Origin of the sequence: Kosakonia sp. 1610, from assembly GCF_050435845.1 — a bacterium.
In the GTDB taxonomy this organism is placed as follows: domain Bacteria; phylum Pseudomonadota; class Gammaproteobacteria; order Enterobacterales; family Enterobacteriaceae; genus Kosakonia; species Kosakonia cowanii.
Window position 1 is genome coordinate 12,106 of record NZ_JBNDKZ010000016.1, and the last position, 19,643, is coordinate 31,748.

Here is a 19,643-nt window from a genome sequence, read left to right on the forward strand (position 1 = left end):
TATGGAATTATCCTCACTGACCGCCGTTTCCCCTGTCGATGGACGCTACGGCGATAAAGTCAGCGCGCTGCGCGGGATCTTCAGCGAATTCGGTTTGCTGAAGTTTCGCGTTCAGGTTGAAGTACGCTGGCTGCAAAAACTGGCGGCACACGCGGCGATCAAGGAAGTTCCTGCTTTTGCCGATCACGCAAACGGTTTCCTCGACAAAATCGTTACGGACTTCTCGGTTGAAGATGCGCAGCGCATCAAAACCATTGAGCGCACCACCAACCACGACGTGAAAGCGGTGGAGTACTTTCTGAAAGAGAAAGTGGCCGAAGTGCCGGAGCTGCACGCGGTCTCTGAGTTTATCCACTTCGCCTGCACCTCCGAAGATATCAACAACCTCTCCCACGCCCTGATGCTGAAAAGCGCCCGCGATGAGGTGATCCTGCCCTACTGGCGTCAGCTGATTGACGCGGTGAAAGCGCTGGCCGTTGAGTACCGTGATATTCCGCTGCTGTCGCGCACCCACGGTCAGCCAGCCACCCCGTCAACCATCGGTAAAGAGATGGCGAACGTCGCTTACCGTATGGAGCGCCAGTACCGCCAGCTCAACCAGGTGGAGATTCTCGGCAAAATCAACGGCGCGGTTGGCAACTATAACGCCCATATCGCCGCTTATCCGGAAGTGGACTGGCACCAGTTCAGCGAAGAGTTTGTCACCTCATTAGGCATTGAGTGGAACCCCTACACCACGCAGATTGAGCCCCATGACTACATCGCCGAGCTGTTTGACTGCATGGCGCGTTTCAACACCATCCTCATCGACTTCGATCGCGATGTCTGGGGTTATATCGCCCTCAACCACTTTAAGCAGAAGACCATCGCCGGGGAGATTGGATCCTCGACCATGCCGCATAAAGTGAACCCGATTGATTTCGAAAACTCCGAAGGTAACCTCGGCCTGTCCAACGCCGTGCTGCAACACCTGGCGAGCAAACTGCCGGTCTCGCGCTGGCAGCGCGATCTGACCGACTCCACGGTGCTGCGTAATCTCGGCGTCGGCGTCGGTTATGCGCTGATCGCTTACCAGTCGACTCTGAAAGGCGTCAGCAAACTGGAAGTGAACCGCGACCGCCTGCTGGATGAGCTGGATCACAACTGGGAAGTGCTGGCCGAGCCGATCCAGACGGTAATGCGCCGTTACGGCATTGAGAAGCCATACGAAAAACTGAAAGAGCTGACCCGCGGTAAGCGCGTTGACGCCGAAGGGATGAAGCAGTTTATCGACAGCCTGGCGCTGCCAGAGGAAGAAAAAGTGCGCCTGAAAGCGATGACGCCAGCCAACTATATTGGTCGCGCTATCACCATGGTTGATGAGTTGAAATAAGCCCCGCCCGCTCTGCCCGCCCTCTTTCGCCGGAAAGAGGGCATCTTCCTGTTACGGTTGAGTAAATGTTTATCCCTCTTGTAACAAAATCAGCGTTAAACTATTCACTCCAAAAATAGAGGGAGAGGTCTGACGATGCGCGTACTGGTTGTGGAAGATAATGCTCTACTGCGCCACCACTTAAAAGTGCAGTTGCAGGAGCTGGGACATCAGGTCGACGCCGCTGAAGATGCAAAGGAAGCGGATTACTTTCTGAACGAACACCTGCCGGACATCGCGATTGTCGATCTTGGCCTGCCGGATGAAGATGGCCTGTCGCTGATCCGCCGCTGGCGCAGCCATGAGGTCTCGCTGCCGGTGCTGGTGCTTACCGCACGCGAAGGGTGGCAGGATAAGGTCGAAGTGCTGAGCGCGGGCGCCGATGATTACGTCACCAAACCGTTCCATATCGAAGAAGTGGTGGCGCGCATTCAGGCGCTGATGCGCCGTAACAGCGGCCTCGCCTCACAGCTGATCTCCATGCCACCGTTCCAGGTTGACCTCTCACGCCGCGAACTCTCGGTCAATGAGGAAGTGGTCAAACTCACCGCCTTTGAATACACCATTATGGAGACGTTGATCCGTAACAGCGGCAAAGTGGTGAGCAAAGATTCGCTGATGCTGCAACTCTATCCCGATGCCGAACTGCGCGAGAGCCACACCATTGATGTGCTGATGGGTCGCCTGCGCAAAAAGATCCAGGCACAGTATCCCGATGAGGTGATCACTACCGTGCGCGGTCAGGGCTACCTTTTCGAACTGCCAAAATGAAACGCCTGTTGCGGCACCTCTTCCCGCTCTCGCTGCGGGTGCGCTTTTTACTCGCCACCGCCGCGGTAGTGATGGTGCTGTCGCTGGCGTATGGCGTGGTCGCGCTGGTCGGCTACAGCGTCAGCTTCGATAAAACCACCTTCCGACTGCTGCGCGGCGAGAGCAACCTCTTCTATACGCTGGCGCAGTGGAAAGATAACAAGCTTGAGATCGACCTGCCGGAAAACCTCGATCTGCAAAGCCCGACCATGACCTTTATTTACAACAAAAACGGCAAGCTGATCTGGTCCCAGCGGGATGTGCCGTGGTTGCAAAAGCGCATTGAGCCGGAGTGGCTAAAAAGCGATGGTTTTCACGAAATTGAAGCGGATATTGACTCCACCAGCACGCTGATCAACGACGATCACGCCGCCTCGGAGCAACTCAAAGCGATCCGCGAAGATGACAGCGACTCTGAAATGACCCACTCGGTGGCGGTAAACCTCTACCCTGCCACCGCGCGTATGCCGCAGTTGACCATCGTAGTAGTCGATACCATCCCGATCGAGCTTAAACGCTCCTATATGGTGTGGAACTGGTTTATCTACGTGCTCTCGGCCAACCTGCTGCTGGTGATCCCGCTGCTGTGGCTGGCAGCCTGGTGGAGCCTGCGGCCAATTGAGGATCTGGCGCGCGAAGTGCGCGAGCTGGAAGAGCACCATCGCGAGCAGCTCAACCCGGAAACCACCCGCGAGCTGACCAGCCTGGTGCTTAACCTCAACCGCTTGCTGAAAAGCGAGCGTGAGCGCTATGACAAATATCGCACCACCTTGACCGACCTCACCCACAGCCTGAAAACGCCGCTGGCGGTGCTGCAAAGCACGTTGCGTTCGCTGCGCAGCGACAAGATGAGCGTCAGCGAGGCCGAACCGGTGATGCTTGAGCAGATCAGCCGCATCTCGCAGCAGATTGGTTACTACCTGCATCGCGCCACCATGCGCGGCAGCAGCATGCTCAGCCGCGAGCTGCATCCGGTCGCCTCACTGCTCGATAACCTCACTTCCGCGCTGAATAAGGTTTATCAGCGCAAAGGGGTCAATATCACGCTCGATATCTCGCCTGAAGTGGGTTTTGTCGGCGAGCAGAACGACTTTATGGAAGTGATGGGCAACGTGCTGGATAACGCCTGCAAATATTGCCTCGAGTTTGTTGAGGTCTCTGTTAACCAGAGCGATGACATGCTGCACATTGTTGTCGAGGATGATGGCCCCGGCATTCCGCTGGCGAAACGCGAGCTGGTGTTCGATCGCGGTCAGCGCGCCGACACGCTGCGTCCGGGCCAGGGCGTCGGGCTTTCGGTGGCGCGGGAGATCGTCGAGCAGTATGGCGGGCAGATCCTCACCGGCGACAGCCTGCTCGGCGGCGCGCGCATGGAAGTGATTTTTGGTCGTCAGCAAACGGGAATAACGGGCGACTGAACCCCCTTAACCCAGCTATAATCGATTATTCAGCCCATGATTAATTGCCGGAAATGTATATGGAATATCACGTAGAGATAAACTGGCCAGATTTTATTCAACGCTACTGGCAGAAACGCCCGGTGGTGCTGAAACGCGGAATTAAGGATTTCGTCGACCCGATTAGCCCGGACGAACTGGCGGGGCTGGCGATGGAGAATGAAGTCGACAGCCGCCTGGTCAGCCATCTTGATGGCAAATGGCAGGTAAGCCACGGCCCGTTTGAGAGTTACGATCACATGGGCGAAAACAACTGGTCGCTGCTGGTACAGGCGGTAAACCACTGGCATCAGCCTGCCGCAGCGCTGATGAGCCCCTTCCGCGTGCTGCCGGACTGGCGCACCGACGATCTGATGATCTCATTCTCGGTGCCGGGCGGCGGCGTTGGTCCGCACCTCGATCAGTATGATGTGTTTATTATTCAGGGTACCGGTCGCCGCCGCTGGCGCGTCGGGGATAAAGTGCCGCTGAAGCAGCACTGCCCGCACCCGGATCTGCTACAGGTTGATCCTTTCGAAGCGATTATTGATGAAGAGATGGAACCGGGCGATATTCTCTATATTCCGCCAGGATTCCCGCACGAAGGTTATTCGCTGGAGAACTCGCTCAACTACTCGGTCGGTTTCCGTGCGCCAAGCGGGCGTGAGCTGATCAGCGGCTTTGCCGATTATGTGCTGCAACGAGAACTGGGCAGCCAGCGCTACAGCGATCCGGACGTGCCGGAGCGCGACCACCCGGCGGATATCCTTCCGCAGGAGCTGGATAAGCTGCGCGAGATGATGCTCGGGCTGATTAATCAGCCAGCACAGTTTAACGAATGGCTCGGCGAGTTTATCTCCCAGTCGCGTCACGAACTGGATGTCGCGCCACCGGAACCGCCCTATCAGCCCGATGAGATTTACGATGCGCTGAAACAGGGCGACAAACTGGCGCGTCTCGGCGGCCTGCGCGTGCTGCGCATCGGCGACGATGTGTATGCTAACGGTGAGAAGATCAACTCCCCGCACCGCCCGGCGCTCGAAGCGCTGGCTCGCCATAGCGTTATCTCCGGCGAAATGTTCGGCGATGCGCTGGACGATCCCTCCTTCCTCGCCATGCTTGCCGCACTGGTAAACAGCGGGTACTGGTTCTTCGAGGATTAATATCCTCTGGCGCCATCGGGCATCATGCCTGATGGCGCTGCGCTTATCAGGCCTACAAAACCTACAAACGCGTGCCATCCGGCAATGATTCCCGCGCCGGGAATCAACCCTGCGCGGTCTCCCTTTCGGCGGTTAACTCCGCGATCCGCACAATCACCTGCACCGCTTTTTCCATGCCGTTGAGGGTGGCGAACTCATGTTTGCCATGATAGTTGTAGCCACCGGTAAAGATATTCGGGCAGGGCAGACCCATAAAGGAGAGCTGTGCGCCGTCGGTGCCACCGCGGATCGGTTTCATCTGTGGTTCAATATCGCAATCGCGCATCGCCTGCTGGGCAATATCGATAATGTGCGGGAACTCCGCCACCTTCTCGCGCATATTGTAATAACTGTCTTCAATCGCCAGTTCGATATAGCAATCCGGGTGCAGCCCTTTGCCCACCTCTTTGGCGATCTCCATCATCTTGCGTTTGCGCGCTTCAAACGATTTGCGCTCAAAATCGCGGATGATGTAGTGCATCTCGGCGCGATCCACCGTGCCTTTAATGCTGGTGAGATGGTAAAAGCCCTCATACCCTTCGGTCTGCTCCGGGCTCTCCTCTTCCGGTATGCGCGCATGAATTTTGCTGGCGAGCGTCATGGCATTGACCATCACCCCTTTTGCGGTGCCGGGGTGGACGTTATTACCGACGATTTTTACCGTCACCGACGCGGCATTGAAGTTCTCAAACTCCAGCTCGCCAATGCCGCTGCCATCCATGGTGTAGGCCCACTTCGCGCCAAAGGCCTCAACATCGAAATACTTCGCCCCTTTGCCCACCTCTTCATCGGGCGTGAACGCCACGCAGATATCGCCGTGGGGAGTGTTTTTTGTCTTCAGCACCGCCAGCGCGGTCATGATCTCCGCCACGCCCGCTTTATCATCCGCGCCGAGCAGAGTTTTACCGTCGGTGGTGATCAGCGTATGGCCAAGCAGCTGATGCAGCACCGGGAACATCACCGGTGAGAGGATCTCATCGCCGACACCGAGCGCAATATCGCCACCACGGTAGTTTTCAAGGATCTGTGGGTTAACATTTTTGCCGCTGAAGTCGGGCGAGGTGTCGACGTGGGAGATAAAACCAATCGCCGGAACCGGCTTGTCGACGTTGGATGGCAGTTTTGCTATCAGCGTGCCCTTATCGCTTAAGGTCACGTCCACCAGCCCCATCTCTTTAAGCTGGTCTTGCAGTAAATGCAGGAGCTTCCATTGACTATCCGTACTTGGCACCTGCCGCACGCCGGGCTTCGATTGCGTATCCAGCGTTACGTACTGCAAAAAGCGCTCTAATAACTTATCCATAAAGCCCCCTAACAAAATGTCACAACATTATCAGTAAGCGTGAAAAGACAAATATTGCGTCAGGTCACTTTTACCCGGCAAACGAGAATATTTTAAAGGTCGTCGTATTAAACGTAGTTGAGAAAGTGACTGATTGAGCGGCGAAAAGCCATCAACGATTGGCGATTTAACCGCTTTGCCGTAGAATGCCTGGCCTTAAATCGTGCACAACCCTGAAGGTGGTTAATCACAAACCCCGCATCTGATACGCCCTCCGATGCGCAAACACGGGACAGAGTCAAAAATTGAATACACAATCGCGTTCGCGTTCGCCGCTGGTTGAGCTGGCCGGTCTGCGCAAAAGCTTTGATGGCAAAACGGTAATCTCCGATTTCAATCTCACCATTAATAACGGCGAATTTCTTACGCTGCTTGGCCCCTCCGGCTGCGGTAAAACCACGGTTCTGCGCCTGATTGCCGGGCTTGAGAGCGTCGATGTTGGTCATATCCAGTTAGATAACCAGGATATTACCGACGTTCCGGCGGAGCATCGCCACGTGAACACCGTTTTTCAAAGTTACGCCCTCTTCCCGCATATGACCGTGTTTGAAAACGTGGCGTTTGGCCTGCGGATGCAAAAGACGCCAGCGGCCGAGATTACTCCGCGCGTCACCGAGGCGCTGCGCATGGTGCAGCTTGATGAGTTCGCCCAGCGTAAACCGCACCAGCTCTCCGGCGGCCAGCAGCAGCGCGTCGCCATCGCCCGCGCGGTGGTCAATAAACCGCGTCTACTGCTGCTGGATGAGTCCCTCTCCGCGCTCGATTACAAGCTGCGTAAGCAGATGCAGAACGAGCTGAAAGCGCTACAGCGTAAACTCGGTATCACCTTCGTCTTTGTGACCCACGATCAGGAAGAAGCCCTGACGATGTCCGATCGCATCGTGGTGATGCGCAACGGGCGTATTGAGCAGGACGGCACGCCGCGCGAGATCTACGAAGAGCCGAAAAACCTCTTTGTCGCCAGCTTTATCGGCGAAATCAATATCTTCAACGCCACGGTGATTGAGCGTCTCGACGAGAGCCGCGTGCGTGCCAACGTTGAAGGCCGCGAGTGCAATATTTACGTCAACTTCCCGGTAGAGAGTGGTCAGCAGCTCAATGTGCTGCTGCGCCCGGAAGATCTGCGCGTCGAAGAGATCAACGACATCGCCGAGGTTGAAGGGCTGATTGGCTACGTGCGCGAGCGCAACTACAAAGGCATGACGCTGGAGTCGATGGTTGAGCTGGAAAACGGCAAGATGGTGATGGTCAGCGAGTTCTTTAACGAAGACGATCCCGACTTTGACCACTCGCTGGATCAGAAGATGGCCATCAACTGGGTCGAGAGCTGGGAGGTCGTGCTGGCTGATGAAGAGCACAAGTAAATTCCAGAAAGCGGTGATCGCGACCATCGTCGGCTGGCTGGTGCTGTTTGTCTTCCTGCCGAACCTGATGATCATCGCCACCAGCTTCCTGACCCGCGACGACGCCAACTTCGTTAAGCTGGTCTTCACGCTGGATAACTACGCGCGGCTGCTCGATCCGCTCTACTTCGATGTGCTGCTGCACTCGCTGAATATGGCGCTGATTGCCACCTTCGCCTGCCTGCTGCTCGGCTACCCGTTTGCCTGGTTCCTGGCAAAGCTTCCGGCGAACGTGCGCCCGCTGCTGCTCTTTTTGCTGATTGTCCCCTTCTGGACCAACTCGCTGATCCGTATCTACGGGCTGAAGATCTTCCTCAGCACCAAAGGCTACCTCAACGAGTCCCTGCTCTGGCTGGGGGTGATCGATACCCCAATCCGCATCATGTTTACGCCGGGTGCAGTGATTATCGGCCTGGTCTATATCCTGCTGCCGTTTATGGTGATGCCGCTCTACTCCAGTATTGAGAAGCTCGACAAACCGCTGCTGGAAGCGGCGAAAGATCTCGGTGCCAGCAAGCTGCAAACCTTTCTGCGCATTATTATTCCGCTGACCATGCCGGGGATTATCGCCGGTTGCCTGCTGGTGATGCTGCCGGCCATGGGGCTGTTCTACGTCTCGGACTTAATGGGCGGGGCGAAAAACCTGCTGATCGGCAACGTCATTAAGAGCCAGTTCCTCAATATTCGCGACTGGCCGTTCGGCTCCGCGACCAGTATCACCCTGACACTGGTGATGGGGCTGATGCTGCTGGTCTACTGGCGCGCCGCGCGTCTGCTTAACAAAAAGGTGGAGCTGGAATGATCGGTCGTCTCTTCAGAGGCGGTTTTATGGCCGCCATTTACGCTTACCTCTATATTCCGATCATCATTCTGATCGTGAACTCCTTTAACAGTTCGCGCTTTGGCATCAACTGGCAGGGCTTTTCGACCAAGTGGTACGGCCTGCTGATGAATAACGACAGCCTGTTGCAGGCGGCGCAGCACTCGCTGACCATGGCGGTGTTATCCGCCACCTTCGCGACGCTTATCGGCGCGCTGACGGCGGTGGCACTTTACCGCTACCGCTTTCGCGGCAAGCCATTTGTCAGCGGCATGCTGTTTGTGGTGATGATGTCGCCGGATATCGTGATGGCCATCTCCCTGCTGGTGCTGTTTATGCTGCTCGGCGTGCAGCTCGGCTTTATGTCGCTGCTCTTCTCGCACATCACCTTCTGCCTGCCCTTTGTGGTGGTAACGGTCTTCTCGCGCCTGAAAGGGTTTGATGTGCGGATGCTGGAAGCGGCGAAAGATCTCGGTGCCAGCGAGTTCACCATTCTGCGCAAGATTATCCTGCCGCTGGCGATGCCTGCCGTGGCGGCGGGCTGGCTGCTCAGCTTTACCCTGTCGATGGACGACGTCGTGGTCTCCTCGTTTGTTACCGGACCAGGGTATGAGATTTTACCGCTGAAAATTTATTCGATGGTCAAAGTGGGCGTCTCGCCGGAAGTGAACGCGCTGGCCACGATTCTGTTAGTGCTGTCGCTGGTGCTGGTGATCGCCAGCCAGCTGATTGCTCGCGATACGACGAAAGCTAAGAGGACATCGTAATGAAAAAATGGTCACGCCACCTGCTCGCCGCAGGCGCGCTCGCCTTCGGTATCAGCGCCGCCCACGCGGATGATAATAAGACGATCTACTTCTATAACTGGACCGAGTATGTGCCGCCAGGCCTGCTGGAGCAGTTCACCAAAGAGACCGGCATCAAAGTGATCTACTCGACCTACGAGTCGAATGAGACGATGTACGCCAAGCTGAAAACCTATAAAGAGGGGGCCTATGATCTGGTGGTGCCTTCCACCTACTTTGTCGACAAAATGCGCAAAGAGGGGATGATTCAGAAGATCGATAAGTCGAAGCTGACCAACTTCCATAACCTCGATCCGCAGATGCTCAACAAGCCCTTTGACCCGAGCAATGACTACTCGATTCCCTACATCTGGGGCGCAACGGCGATTGGTATTAATAGCGACGCGATCGATCCGAAAAGCGTCACCAGCTGGGCAGATTTGTGGAAACCGGAATATAAAAGCAGCCTGCTGCTGACGGATGATGCGCGTGAAGTGTTCCAGATGGCGCTGCGCAAGCTCGGTTACTCTGGCAACACTACCGACCCGAAAGAGATTGAAGCGGCCTATAAAGAGCTGCAAAAACTGATGCCGAACGTCGCCGCCTTCAACTCCGATAACCCGGCTAACCCCTATATGGAGGGGGAAGTGAATCTCGGCATGGTGTGGAATGGCTCGGCGTTCGTTGCGCGCGAAGCGGGCACGCCGCTGGAGGTGGTGTGGCCTAAAGAGGGCGGTATCTTCTGGATGGACAGCCTTGCTATTCCGGCGAACGCGAAAAATGTCGACGGCGCGCTGAAGCTGATTAACTTCCTGCTGCGCCCGGAGATCGCCAAACAGGTGGCGGAAACCATCGGCTACCCGACACCAAACCTCGCCGCACGTAAGTTGCTCAAACCCGAAGTGGCTAACGACAAATCCCTCTACCCGGATGCGGAAACCATCAGCAAGGGCGAGTGGCAAAATGACGTTGGCAGCGCCAGCGCGCTGTATGAAGAGTATTATCAGAAGCTAAAAGCCGGTCGTTAAGATCGCAGATCGCCAGCCGGTGCGGCACTTTTCGCACCGGCTGGCGATAAAAAACCCGCCGCTGTCGTTGTGTATCCGCGCGACTGCACTAGAGTCAATGGATGTCCGGTTAATAAGGGATACCGATGCTCGTCTTATGGAACACGCTGATCACGCTTGCCACTGTTGCCGCGATGGAGATTATCGCCACGCTTGCGCACAAATATGTCATGCATGGCTGGGGATGGGGCTGGCACCGCTCGCACCACGAACCGCGCACCGGCGCCTTTGAGGTTAACGATCTCTACGCCGTGGTTTTCGCCCTGCTGGCGATTGTACTGATCGCCCTCGGCACCGCCGGTTTCTGGCCGTTACAGTGGATTGGCGCAGGCATGACGCTGTATGGCGCGCTCTACTTTATGGTGCATGACGGGCTGGTGCATCAGCGCTGGCCGTTTCGCTACGTGCCGCGCCGCGGCTATCTGAAACGCCTCTATATGGCGCACCGCCTGCACCACGCGGTGCGTGGCAAAGCCGACTGTGTCTCGTTTGGTTTTCTCTATGCCCCGCCGGTTGAGGATCTGCAACAAACCCTGCGCCAGCGCAAACGGGCGGAGCATGAGGAGAAGGTCAGCGCGCGCGCGGACGCTGCCACAGGTGAGCAGGACGCGGCGCAGGCCGCGACAGACGGGAAGTAAGCGCCATCCCCGCGCCTTTCGCCAGTAAGCCGAGCTTCTCGGCCTTGCTGGTGCCCTGCCGCTGTTCCCACGCTGCCGCTCCGGCGGCCATCACTTTAATGCCAATCTGCCGGTAGACGCCGTGCGCGGCGGCAATCGCCCACGCTGAGCGCAGCGGCAGACCGCGCAATCCGGCTTTCGCCGAGGCGTAATAGGGTTCCGCGGCCATCACCAGTCGCCGCGCCAGCCGCGCGATATGCTGCCGTTTCGCCGGGTCGGCAATCTCTCTGGCCGTCATCCCCTCCTCCGCCAGCCACTGCGCAGGCAGATAACAGCGCCCATTTTCCGCATCTTCAACAATATCGCGGGCGATATTGGTTAACTGGAACGCCAGCCCTAAATCGCAGGCGCGATCGAGCACCAATTCATCGCGCACGCCCATGATCCACGCCATCATCAGGCCAACCACGCCCGCGACGTGATAACAGTAGCGCAGCGTATCGTCAAAGGTCTGGTAGTGAGTTTCGCGCACGTCCATCGCGAAGCCCTCGAGATGCGCAAAGGCGAGATGCGCGGGCATTTCATGGCGCGTGACCACTTCCTGGAAAGCGGCAAACGCCGGTTCGCCCATCGCCTCGCCGTCGAAGGCGCGCTGCGTCTCAACGCGCAGCATCTCAAGGCGCGCCAGCGCGCTCTCCTGCTGCGGCAGCGCAGTGCGAAAGCCGAGCTCCTGCTCATCAATCACATCATCGCAGTAGCGGCACCAGGCATAGAGCATCAGCGCGCTGCGCCGTGTGGCGGGATCAAACAGCTTCGAGGCGGTGGCAAAACTTTTCGAGCCGACGGTAATCGTCTCCGTCGCATGGCTCATTAACGCATCATTCATCCGCTGAGCGCCTCGACCATCAGCCCCGCCGTCGCTTTCGCCGAACCAATCACGCCAGGAATGCCCGCGCCAGGGTGAGTCCCTGCGCCGACGAGGTAGAGGTTGTCGATCTCGCTATCGCGGTTATGGGGGCGGAACCAGGCGCTCTGGCGCAGGATCGGCTCCACGGAGAAGGCGGAGCCCAGGTGCGCGCCAAGCTGGTCGCGGAAATCAACCGGGGTAAACATGCGCTCGGTGACCAGTTGCTCGCGCAGGCCGGGCATATAGTGCTGCTCCAGATAAGCAAAGATGCGATCGCGCAGGCGCGGCCCTTCGACGGCCCAGTCAATCTTCGCTGTGCCAAGGTGCGGCACCGGCGCAAGGACGTAGTAGCTGCCGCAGCCGGGCGGTGCCAGCGAGGGGTCGGTAACGCAAGGCGCGTGCAGGTAGAGGGAAAAGTCCTCCGCCAGCGCTTCGCCGTGGAAAATCTCCTCAATCAGCTCCTTATAGCGCGGCCCAAAGCAGACGGTGTGGTGCGCCAGCTGATCGTGGTGATAATTGAGACCAAAATAGAGCACAAACAGCGAGTTGCTCATGCGCTTACGCTTCAGCGAGGCGGCGCGTTTCGCCCCGGTCGGATGGTGGCCGAGCAGCTTCTCGTAGGTGTGCACCACATCGGCGTTCGACGCGACGGCGGCGGCGGCAATACGGCGGCCATCTTTTAACTGGACGCCAGTAATACGTTTACCCTCTGCCTCCAGCTTGCTCACTTCGGCATTGAGTTCAAGCGTGCCGCCGAGATCTTCAAACAGCTTCACCATTCCCTGCACCAGCGCCCCGGTGCCACCGCGGGCAAACCAGACGCCCCACTCCCGCTCCAGGGCGTGGATCAGCGTATAGATCGACGAAGTGGCAAAGGGGTTACCACCCACCAGCAGCGAGTGGAAAGAGAACGCCTGGCGCAGGTGCTCATCTTCAATAAATTTGGAGACCATGCTGTAGACGCTGCGCCACGCCTGCAAGCGCATCAGTTGCGGGCCAGCACGCAGCATATCGCGGAAGGATAAGAACGGGACGGTGCCGAGCTTCAGGTAGCCCTCTTTAAACACCGCTTTTGAGTAGTCGAGAAAGCGGCGGTAGCCCTCGACGTCGCGCTCGTTAAAGCGGCGGATCTGCGCTTCAAGTCGCGCCTGATCGTTATCGTAATCAAACACCTTCCCCTGCTCCCAGCAGAGGCGATAGAACGGCGTCACCGGCAGCAGGTCGACGTAATCCGCCATCTTTTTACCCGCAAGGGTAAAGAGTTCTTCAATGGCGCTGGGATCGGTAATCACCGTTGGCCCGGCGTCAAAGGTAAAGCCCTGATCCTGGTAGACATAGGCGCGGCCGCCCGGCTTGTCGCGCTGCTCCAGCAGCACGGTCGGCACGCCTGCCGCCTGCAGGCGAATGGCTAACGCCAGCCCGCCAAATCCGGCCCCGATGACGATGGTTTTATTCATGATTGAAGGCTCGCAGTCCAGGTGTGTGTTTAAGTACGGCGCGCATGGCTTCGCCCACCGGTACCGGCGGTTTTCCTGTCAGGATCCGCGCTTTATCAAAAAAAGTGAGTCTGTCGGCGTAGAACCGGGCGATGAGCGCCGGGTTGAGGCCATAAAAGCGCTGCATCACCTGCCAGCGCGCGCTGGCGTCACCCGCCAAAAACAGCATGCGGTTAAGCATGCGGTAAAAGCGCTGCTGACGCCAGACGCGCTCGGCGTAGTGCTTGATCAGGGTAAAGAGTTTATCGCCCGCAGGCACTGGCTGCTCAGCGATAAGATCCGCCAGCGCCACCGCGTGCGGCAGGGAGTAACCGGTAGTGGCGTGAAACAGCCCGGCGCGCAGGCCGCTACAGGGTTGCGGCGCGCGCGATTGCCAGAAGGCGCGGATATCGCCATCCAGCGTGATCGGCAGGTTGCCCTGCTCTTCGCGCACCAGCGTTGTCAGCGTCCAGCCCTGCTGGCGCGCGTAATCAGCAATATGCTGACGCGCCTCATCGCCGCTGAGGGTGGGCCGATCAATATAGTGGGTGTCTTCGATCAGCACCTCACGCGCCGAGAGCGGCAGGGTGTAGACAAAACGGTACCCGTCCGCCTGGCTGACGGTGGCATCCATCAAAATCGGCTGCTGAAGCTGATGCGGCTCGGCAAGCTGCCAGTGCTGGCCAAGGAAGGATTGAAAGCCGGGCGTCAGATGGGCATCCGGCAGGTAGCCGCGCCCGTCAATCACCGCCCCGGCGTGCAGCGTTTCGCCGCTCTCAAGGGTAACACTCTGCGGCGTCAGGCTCACCACCGGCGTATCGGTTAATAGCGCAGCGCCGAGGGTGTCGGTAATTTTCTGCGCGAAGTGCTCGGAGCTGATGCTGAGATAGCCGCCCTCCAGCGTGCGCTGGCGCGCCGGAAAACGCACTTCGTACCCCGGCCAGCGGTGGCTGACCAGCGGGGCGATCCAGCGGTGCTGCGCCTCCGTCAGATCCGCCTGATGGAAAGACCAGGTGTGATTGCCGCCCGGCTGCGCGCCCGCTTCAACCATCAGCAGGCGCAGATCGGGCCGGGCATGGTGCAGACGCCAGGCGATAAGGCCGTTCGCCAGCCCGCCGCCGACGAGGATCAGATCCCAGCGCTCGCTCATAGCGCACCCGCCATGACCGGCTGTCTGCTGGTCAGCGCAAGTTCAATAATCTGCGCCGCGCGCGGTGCGCCGCCCGCCTGCTGCAACGGTTGCTGCATCGCGGCAAGCCTTGAGGCGTAACGATTATCCGCCAGCAGCGCGCGCAGGCTCTTCTCCACCCGCGCACTGCTGGCAAAGCGTGACACCCGGCGACCAATCTGGTGGTACTTCACCCGCGCCGCAACGCCGGGCTGATCGAAGGCCAGCGGGATCACCAGAATCGGTGTGGTGCTATTGATGGCGTCCATCACGGTATTCATGCCGCCGTGGGTGACCACCACATCGGCGTCGCGCATCACCGCCGTCTGATCGGCAAAGTCGGTCACTTCCGCCCCGCGGGCGATTAGCTTCTCAATCTGGCGCGCGTTCAGCCCGCCGCAGTGGGCAATCAATAAGCGGACATTCATGCGCCGACAGGCGCGGGCGATGGTGCGAAACAGCCGGTAGCGGTGCCCCTGCAAGGTGCCGAGGGAAGCAAAAATCAGCGGGCGTTCAGCGTGAGACTGGCTAACAGGTGCGATCGCTTGCGGCTGGCGCAGCGGCCCGACCGCGTGGAACCAGGCGGGAAGCTGGCGCGGGAAATCGAAGCAGGCCAGCGTCTGGCTGATCTGCGCCAGCGGCGAGAGGCACTCATGCATCGCGTTACGCGCAGGCAGCCCAAAGCGACATGCATGACGCGCAATCACGGCATTCTGGCGCGCCATCACCTTGTCATAAACCTGGGTGCTGGCGCGGTAGAGTTTTTTGCGCCGCTCGCCGGGTGCGTAGCGAAATGGCATTACCGGCAGCGGGATGGTTTCATCCCGGTTAACGGGCAGCGCGCAGGCGACGGAGACAAACGGCAAGCCCAGCGACTCTGCCGCCAGTCCACCGGCAGGCTCCATCTGATCGACAATCACCCCGTCGACGCTAAGCTGCATCAGCGCGGCAGGCAGCGCGTGGCAGAGCATATCGGTGGTGCTTGCCAGATCCTTGATCAGCCGAATAATACCCGGCCCTGCGGGATGGGCCATCAGGCGTAAAGTGCGTTGCAGGCGGGCGGGCGGATGGCTCTTCTCGCCGACCGCGCAAAAGCCGATGCGCGGATCCTGCAATAACTGCTGCGCCCCGGCCTGATTAACAAAGGTGATGCGGTGCCCGCGCGCGATAAGCGCCTGCGCCAGCGCTTCCAGCGCGCGCATATGGCTGTAGAGCGGCGGTGAGATCACAGCATAGTGGCTCATGCTTCACGCACCAGCGTCGCCTGGCGTAGCGCCTCCAGGTTAGCGCTGCCGGTGCAGAAACAGGCGACACGAAGTTGATCGATCACTACCTGGAAGTGGGCGGCGACGGTTTCACATGAGATGGTGGCGCTGCCGAGCACGGCCGCAGCCTGGCCCACCAGCGAGGCACCCAGCCGCAGCGCTTTCGCCGCGTCGATACCGTTCGCAATGCCGCCGGAGGCGATAAGCGGCATCTCCGGCATCGCCTGTTGCAGGTCGGTCAGCGCCTGCGCGGTCGGAATGCCCCAGTTGGCAAAGGCCATTGCCACGGCGCGATGATGAGCCTGCGCGGCGCGCTCGCCCTCCACCGCCGCCCAGCTGGTGCCGCCTGCCCCGGCGACATCAAGCATCGCCACACCGGCGTCGCGCAACTGGCGCGCGACGTTGACGGATAATCCGGCACCCACCTCTTTAACCACCACCGGAACGGGCAGCGCCGCCACGGTTTTCTCAATCGCTGCCAGCACGCCGCGCCAGTCGCGATCGCCACCGCTTTGCAGCGCTTCCTGCAGTGGATTGAGGTGAATAATCAGCGCGTCGGCTTCAATCATCTCCACCGCGCGACGGGCATAATCCACGCCGTCAGGCCCGGCAATTTGTGCCGCGCCGAGGTTTGAGAGCAGCGCGATATCCGGCGCCAGCTGGCGCAGTTCACGGGTTAAGCCAGAGTTCTCTCTGCTCTCCAGCGCCACGCGCTGTGAGCCAACCCCCATCGCCAGACCAAGCTGCTGCGCGGCCTGCGCCAGATGGCGGTTAATCATCGCCGCACGGCTGGCACCGCCGGTCATGGAACTGATCAACAGCGGCGCGCGCAGGGTTTTGCCAAACAACCTGCAGCCGAGATCGATCTCATCCAGATGCAGTTCCGGCATCGCGCAGTGTTCAAAGCGCCACTGCTCAAAGCCGGTGGTGCGTTTCATGGCGCTGTGTGGGCTGTTAAGGACAATATCGAGGTGATCGTTTTTACGTTTCGCCAGATCCTTCATTCGCTAGCACCCCGGCAGCGTCGTCGCCCGGCTCTCGCCAAACAGCGTCATCTGTTTATCGAACCAGGCGCGCATAAAGCGGCGCGTAGAGACGCCGCGCGGGCAGGCGTTAGCAAGATGTTCATCGGCGCTACGCAGATGGTCGCTCAGGCGCTGATGCACCACCTCCGCGCCCAGCATCGCCACCAGCGTCGATTTACCGTCATCTTTGTTGAGATCTTTGCCGGTGCCGTTCAGCCCGTCGGTGAGATCGTCCATTAGCTGGAACGCCTGGCCGAGATCGAGGGCAAAACAGCGCAGCCGCTCACGTACCTGCGGCGAAGCCTCGGCCGCAATGGCCGCCATTTGCAGCGTGGCATCAAACAAGCGGCTGGTTTTTAACTCATTGGTCAGCTGGATAGCTTCCGGGCTGCGCGCCTTGTCGCCCTCATGCAGATCGAGAAACTGCCCCTGTACCAGCCCCTGAAGCCCCACGGCGGTGGAGAGTTCCGCGACGGATGCCGCTTTGCAGGCGGCCGACAAGCCCTGCGCCTCCGCCACCACGCCAAAGGCGCGGCTCAGCAGCGCAACGGCGGCCAGAATGGCGACGTTTTCACCATACTGGCGATGAATGGTTGGGCGTCCACGGCGCAGCGCGGCGTTATCCATACAGGGGATATCGTCCAGCATCAGCGAGGCGGCGTGCACCATTTCGACGGCACAGGCGAGATCGAGCAGCCCACGCTGGTCAACATCGCAGCCAAGATCGTGCGCGGCCAGCATCAGCAGCAGCGGGCGCACACGCTTGCCCGCCACCAGGGTGCCTTCGCGCATCGCGCTGTAGATCTGATCCTGCTGCGCACCGGCGGGTAACAGGTGATCGAGGCGTTGTTGCAGCGCGTCGCGTAAGGTCTGCAATTGGGCGTCGTGGTTGAGATTCATCGTGGCTGTCCCTCGTTATCCTTAAAGCGATGGCCGGGTAAATAAGTCAGAGCGTGAGGGCAGCGGTTAGCCTGCTGCGCTCGTCGGAGTGCGTAAAAAACTCCGCGCAGCCTGGGCGCTAATCTCTGCTGTGTCGTATTGGCAAAGCGTAGCGTAGATTGGGACATTTGCTCCGTAACGAGCGAATTCATAAGAATTTTTACATTATTACAACATAGCCGCCCGGTCAACCTTGCGCGACCGGGCGAGGCGCTTATAACCCTTTCAGCAGCTTGTCGACGAACGCCGGAACAACCTCGCTTGCCAGCCCATACTGCTTCTCTTCAAACTCGCTGCCGACCTGGCTCGGTTCGAGGTTGAGTTCCACGGTATGCGCGCCGTGCAGCTTCGCCTCATGGACAAACCCGGCGGCGGGATAGACATGCCCGGAAGTACCAATGGCGATAAAGAGATCCGCCATCGCCAGCGCGCTGTAGATCTCATCCATGCCGAGCGGCATTTCGCCAAACCACACCACGTGCGGGCGCAGCGGCGCGGGGAACTGGCAGCAGTGGCACTTATCCTCTTCGGTGACATCGCCGGTCCACTCCAGCACCTGCCCGCTCTGCGAACAGCGCACTTTCAGCAGCTCGCCATGCATATGGATAATGTGCTGATTCCCGGCGCGCTCGTGCAGGTTGTCGATATTCTGCGTGATCAGCAAAAAGCGATCGCCCAGCGCCTCTTCCAGCTGCGCCAGCGCCAGATGCGCGGCGTTCGGCGCGATCTCCGGCTGCTGTAGCTGGCGGCGGCGATCGTTATAGAAGCGCTGCACCAGCTGCGGATTGCGGGCGAAACCTTCCGGCGTCGCCACATCTTCCACATGATGCTCTTCCCACAGGCCATCCGCAGCGCGGAAGGTTCGGATACCGGATTCAGCGGAGATCCCCGCCCCGGTTAAGACAACAACTCTCGGTTTTTCCATTACGTCATGCACCATTATGTCGCGGAAAAAAATTCGCTGGCGTAAGCGCTCGCGCAGGCGGCGCTTGTTGCGGCGAAAACGGCTGAGACGATGTGAACGTCGCGATTGCATGGGCATCCTCTCAGGAGTGGTCTGCAAGGTGAAGGAAGGCCGCGCCGCGCATACCGCCCGCGTCGCCGTGGCGCGCGCGTTCGATACGGGGAACGTCGCCGGCCGGTAACAGATGCGGCGCGATGCGATCCGGCAGCAGCCGGGTCAGCGCGCTGAAGTTGGATAATCCGCCGCCAATCACCATCAGATCCGGGTCGATAATCGTCAAAATATTGCCAAGGCAGACCGCCAGCAAGTCGACGTAGCGCTCAACATGCGCCCGCGCGTTTGCCTCGCCCTGCTCCCAGCGCGCGATAATTTCCGGCGCTGTCAGAGTCTGATGATAGAAGTGTTGGTAGAGCCACGCAAAACCGCGACCGGAGAGATAGTTCTCAATACAGCCGATGTTGCCGCAGCCGCAGCGCAAAAGGGGAAAATCAAAGCCCATCAGGGAGAGTGCATCGACGGGTAGGCGGATATGGCCAAATTCGCCGGTGATAAAGCGCCGCCCGGGGATCGATTTGCCGTTAAATACCAGCCCGCCGCCGACGCCAGTGCCGAGGATCAGCCCCATCACCAGCGGATAGTGGCGGAACTCCTCATCCCAGGCTTCTGAAAGGGTAAAACAGTTGGCATCGTTATCGATACGCACGTCGCGATCGAGCAGATGGCTGAGATCGCGGCGAAGCGCCTGCCCGCTGGCGGCGGGTAGATTGGCAGCATAAAGCGTGCCATCGGCGGTTTCCGGGATCCCTGGAATGCCAATGCCGACGCTGCCCTTCACGCCGCTGCGGCGATCGGCTTCCGCCACCAGCGCGGCGATAGCCTGCAGAAAGGCGTCGTAACTTTCGTGGGGCGTGGCAATACGCGTTTCCCACTGTAACCGCCGCCCGGCGTCAAAGAGGCCGAGCGCGATTTTACTGCCGCCAATATCAAACCCGTAGTGCATTGCCACT

Annotated in this window: 18 protein-coding genes; 9 read left to right on the plus strand and 9 right to left on the minus strand. The window is 59.2% G+C overall.

What is annotated here, in order from left to right; translation table 11 throughout:
• Nucleotide 1 precedes the first annotated feature (1 nt).
• From purB to ABIC80_RS23540, 4 genes are all read left to right on the plus strand, one after another.
• Nucleotides 2-1,372 (plus strand): adenylosuccinate lyase, encoded by a 1,371-nt coding sequence (purB, locus tag ABIC80_RS23525; protein WP_054802946.1) that lies wholly within the window; start codon nt 2-4, stop codon nt 1,370-1,372.
• 135 nt (nt 1,373-1,507) lie between these two features.
• Nucleotides 1,508-2,182, plus strand: a complete 675-nt coding sequence (phoP, locus tag ABIC80_RS23530) for a two-component system response regulator PhoP (protein ID WP_023481368.1) — start codon at nt 1,508-1,510, stop codon at nt 2,180-2,182.
• Nucleotides 2,179-3,639, plus strand: coding sequence for a two-component system sensor histidine kinase PhoQ (gene phoQ, locus ABIC80_RS23535; protein ID WP_242389673.1), 1,461 nt, complete (start codon nt 2,179-2,181; stop codon nt 3,637-3,639). The genes phoP and phoQ overlap by 4 nt, the downstream gene beginning before the upstream one ends.
• A 59-nt stretch (nt 3,640-3,698) precedes the next feature.
• A complete protein-coding gene (locus ABIC80_RS23540) occupies nt 3,699-4,820 on the plus strand; it encodes a cupin domain-containing protein (protein ID WP_023481605.1) in 1,122 nt (373 codons plus the stop codon).
• A 103-nt stretch (nt 4,821-4,923) separates the two neighbouring features.
• Here the strand turns inward: ABIC80_RS23540 and pepT are convergent, their stop codons facing one another.
• Nucleotides 4,924-6,162 (minus strand): peptidase T, encoded by a 1,239-nt coding sequence (pepT, locus tag ABIC80_RS23545; RefSeq protein ID WP_429178750.1) that lies wholly within the window; start codon nt 6,160-6,162, stop codon nt 4,924-4,926.
• 284 nt (nt 6,163-6,446) lie between these two features.
• Here pepT and potA point away from each other — a divergent pair, with 284 nt between their 5' ends.
• From potA to ABIC80_RS23570, 5 genes are all read left to right on the plus strand, one after another.
• Nucleotides 6,447-7,565 (plus strand): spermidine/putrescine ABC transporter ATP-binding protein PotA, encoded by a 1,119-nt coding sequence (gene potA, locus ABIC80_RS23550; RefSeq protein ID WP_042717563.1) that lies wholly within the window; start codon nt 6,447-6,449, stop codon nt 7,563-7,565.
• Complete coding sequence (gene potB / locus ABIC80_RS23555; protein ID WP_429178752.1) at nt 7,549-8,406, plus strand: spermidine/putrescine ABC transporter permease PotB; 858 nt, start codon at nt 7,549-7,551, stop codon at nt 8,404-8,406. The genes potA and potB overlap by 17 nt, the downstream gene beginning before the upstream one ends.
• On the plus strand, nt 8,403-9,191 hold the full coding sequence (gene potC / locus ABIC80_RS23560; RefSeq protein WP_023481287.1) for a spermidine/putrescine ABC transporter permease PotC: 789 nt from the start codon (nt 8,403-8,405) through the stop codon (nt 9,189-9,191). Before potB ends, potC begins: the two co-directional genes overlap by 4 nt.
• Nucleotides 9,191-10,237 (plus strand): spermidine/putrescine ABC transporter substrate-binding protein PotD, encoded by a 1,047-nt coding sequence (gene potD / locus ABIC80_RS23565; protein ID WP_124968616.1) that lies wholly within the window; start codon nt 9,191-9,193, stop codon nt 10,235-10,237. The genes potC and potD overlap by 1 nt, the downstream gene beginning before the upstream one ends.
• A 125-nt stretch (nt 10,238-10,362) precedes the next feature.
• Complete coding sequence (locus tag ABIC80_RS23570) at nt 10,363-10,914, plus strand: sterol desaturase family protein (RefSeq protein WP_200133267.1); 552 nt, start codon at nt 10,363-10,365, stop codon at nt 10,912-10,914.
• Here the strand turns inward: ABIC80_RS23570 and crtB are convergent.
• The 8 genes from crtB to nagK form a co-directional block, all read right to left on the minus strand.
• Nucleotides 10,847-11,779 (minus strand): 15-cis-phytoene synthase CrtB, encoded by a 933-nt coding sequence (gene crtB, locus ABIC80_RS23575; RefSeq protein ID WP_429178754.1) that lies wholly within the window; start codon nt 11,777-11,779, stop codon nt 10,847-10,849. The genes ABIC80_RS23570 and crtB overlap by 68 nt on opposite strands.
• Nucleotides 11,776-13,257, minus strand: a complete 1,482-nt coding sequence (locus ABIC80_RS23580) for a phytoene desaturase (RefSeq protein WP_429178756.1) — start codon at nt 13,255-13,257, stop codon at nt 11,776-11,778. The genes crtB and ABIC80_RS23580 overlap by 4 nt, the downstream gene beginning before the upstream one ends.
• Nucleotides 13,250-14,425, minus strand: coding sequence for a lycopene beta-cyclase CrtY (gene crtY / locus ABIC80_RS23585; RefSeq protein ID WP_429178758.1), 1,176 nt, complete (start codon nt 14,423-14,425; stop codon nt 13,250-13,252). Before crtY ends, ABIC80_RS23580 begins: the two co-directional genes overlap by 8 nt.
• The gene (locus tag ABIC80_RS23590; RefSeq protein WP_429178760.1) at nt 14,422-15,687 is read right to left on the minus strand and encodes a glycosyltransferase; all 1,266 of its coding nucleotides are present in this window, start codon (nt 15,685-15,687) and stop codon (nt 14,422-14,424) included. Before ABIC80_RS23590 ends, crtY begins: the two co-directional genes overlap by 4 nt.
• Nucleotides 15,684-16,712, minus strand: coding sequence for a type 2 isopentenyl-diphosphate Delta-isomerase (gene fni, locus ABIC80_RS23595; RefSeq protein ID WP_429178762.1), 1,029 nt, complete (start codon nt 16,710-16,712; stop codon nt 15,684-15,686). The genes ABIC80_RS23590 and fni overlap by 4 nt, the downstream gene beginning before the upstream one ends.
• 3 nt (nt 16,713-16,715) lie before the next feature.
• The gene (locus ABIC80_RS23600) at nt 16,716-17,633 is read right to left on the minus strand and encodes a polyprenyl synthetase family protein (protein ID WP_076769696.1); all 918 of its coding nucleotides are present in this window, start codon (nt 17,631-17,633) and stop codon (nt 16,716-16,718) included.
• Between the two features lie 253 nt (nt 17,634-17,886).
• Complete coding sequence (gene cobB / locus ABIC80_RS23605; protein WP_128483175.1) at nt 17,887-18,708, minus strand: Sir2 family NAD+-dependent deacetylase; 822 nt, start codon at nt 18,706-18,708, stop codon at nt 17,887-17,889.
• Between the two features lie 10 nt (nt 18,709-18,718).
• On the minus strand, nt 18,719-19,636 hold the full coding sequence (nagK, locus tag ABIC80_RS23610) for an N-acetylglucosamine kinase (protein ID WP_242389684.1): 918 nt from the start codon (nt 19,634-19,636) through the stop codon (nt 18,719-18,721).
• Nucleotides 19,637-19,643 lie beyond the last annotated feature (7 nt).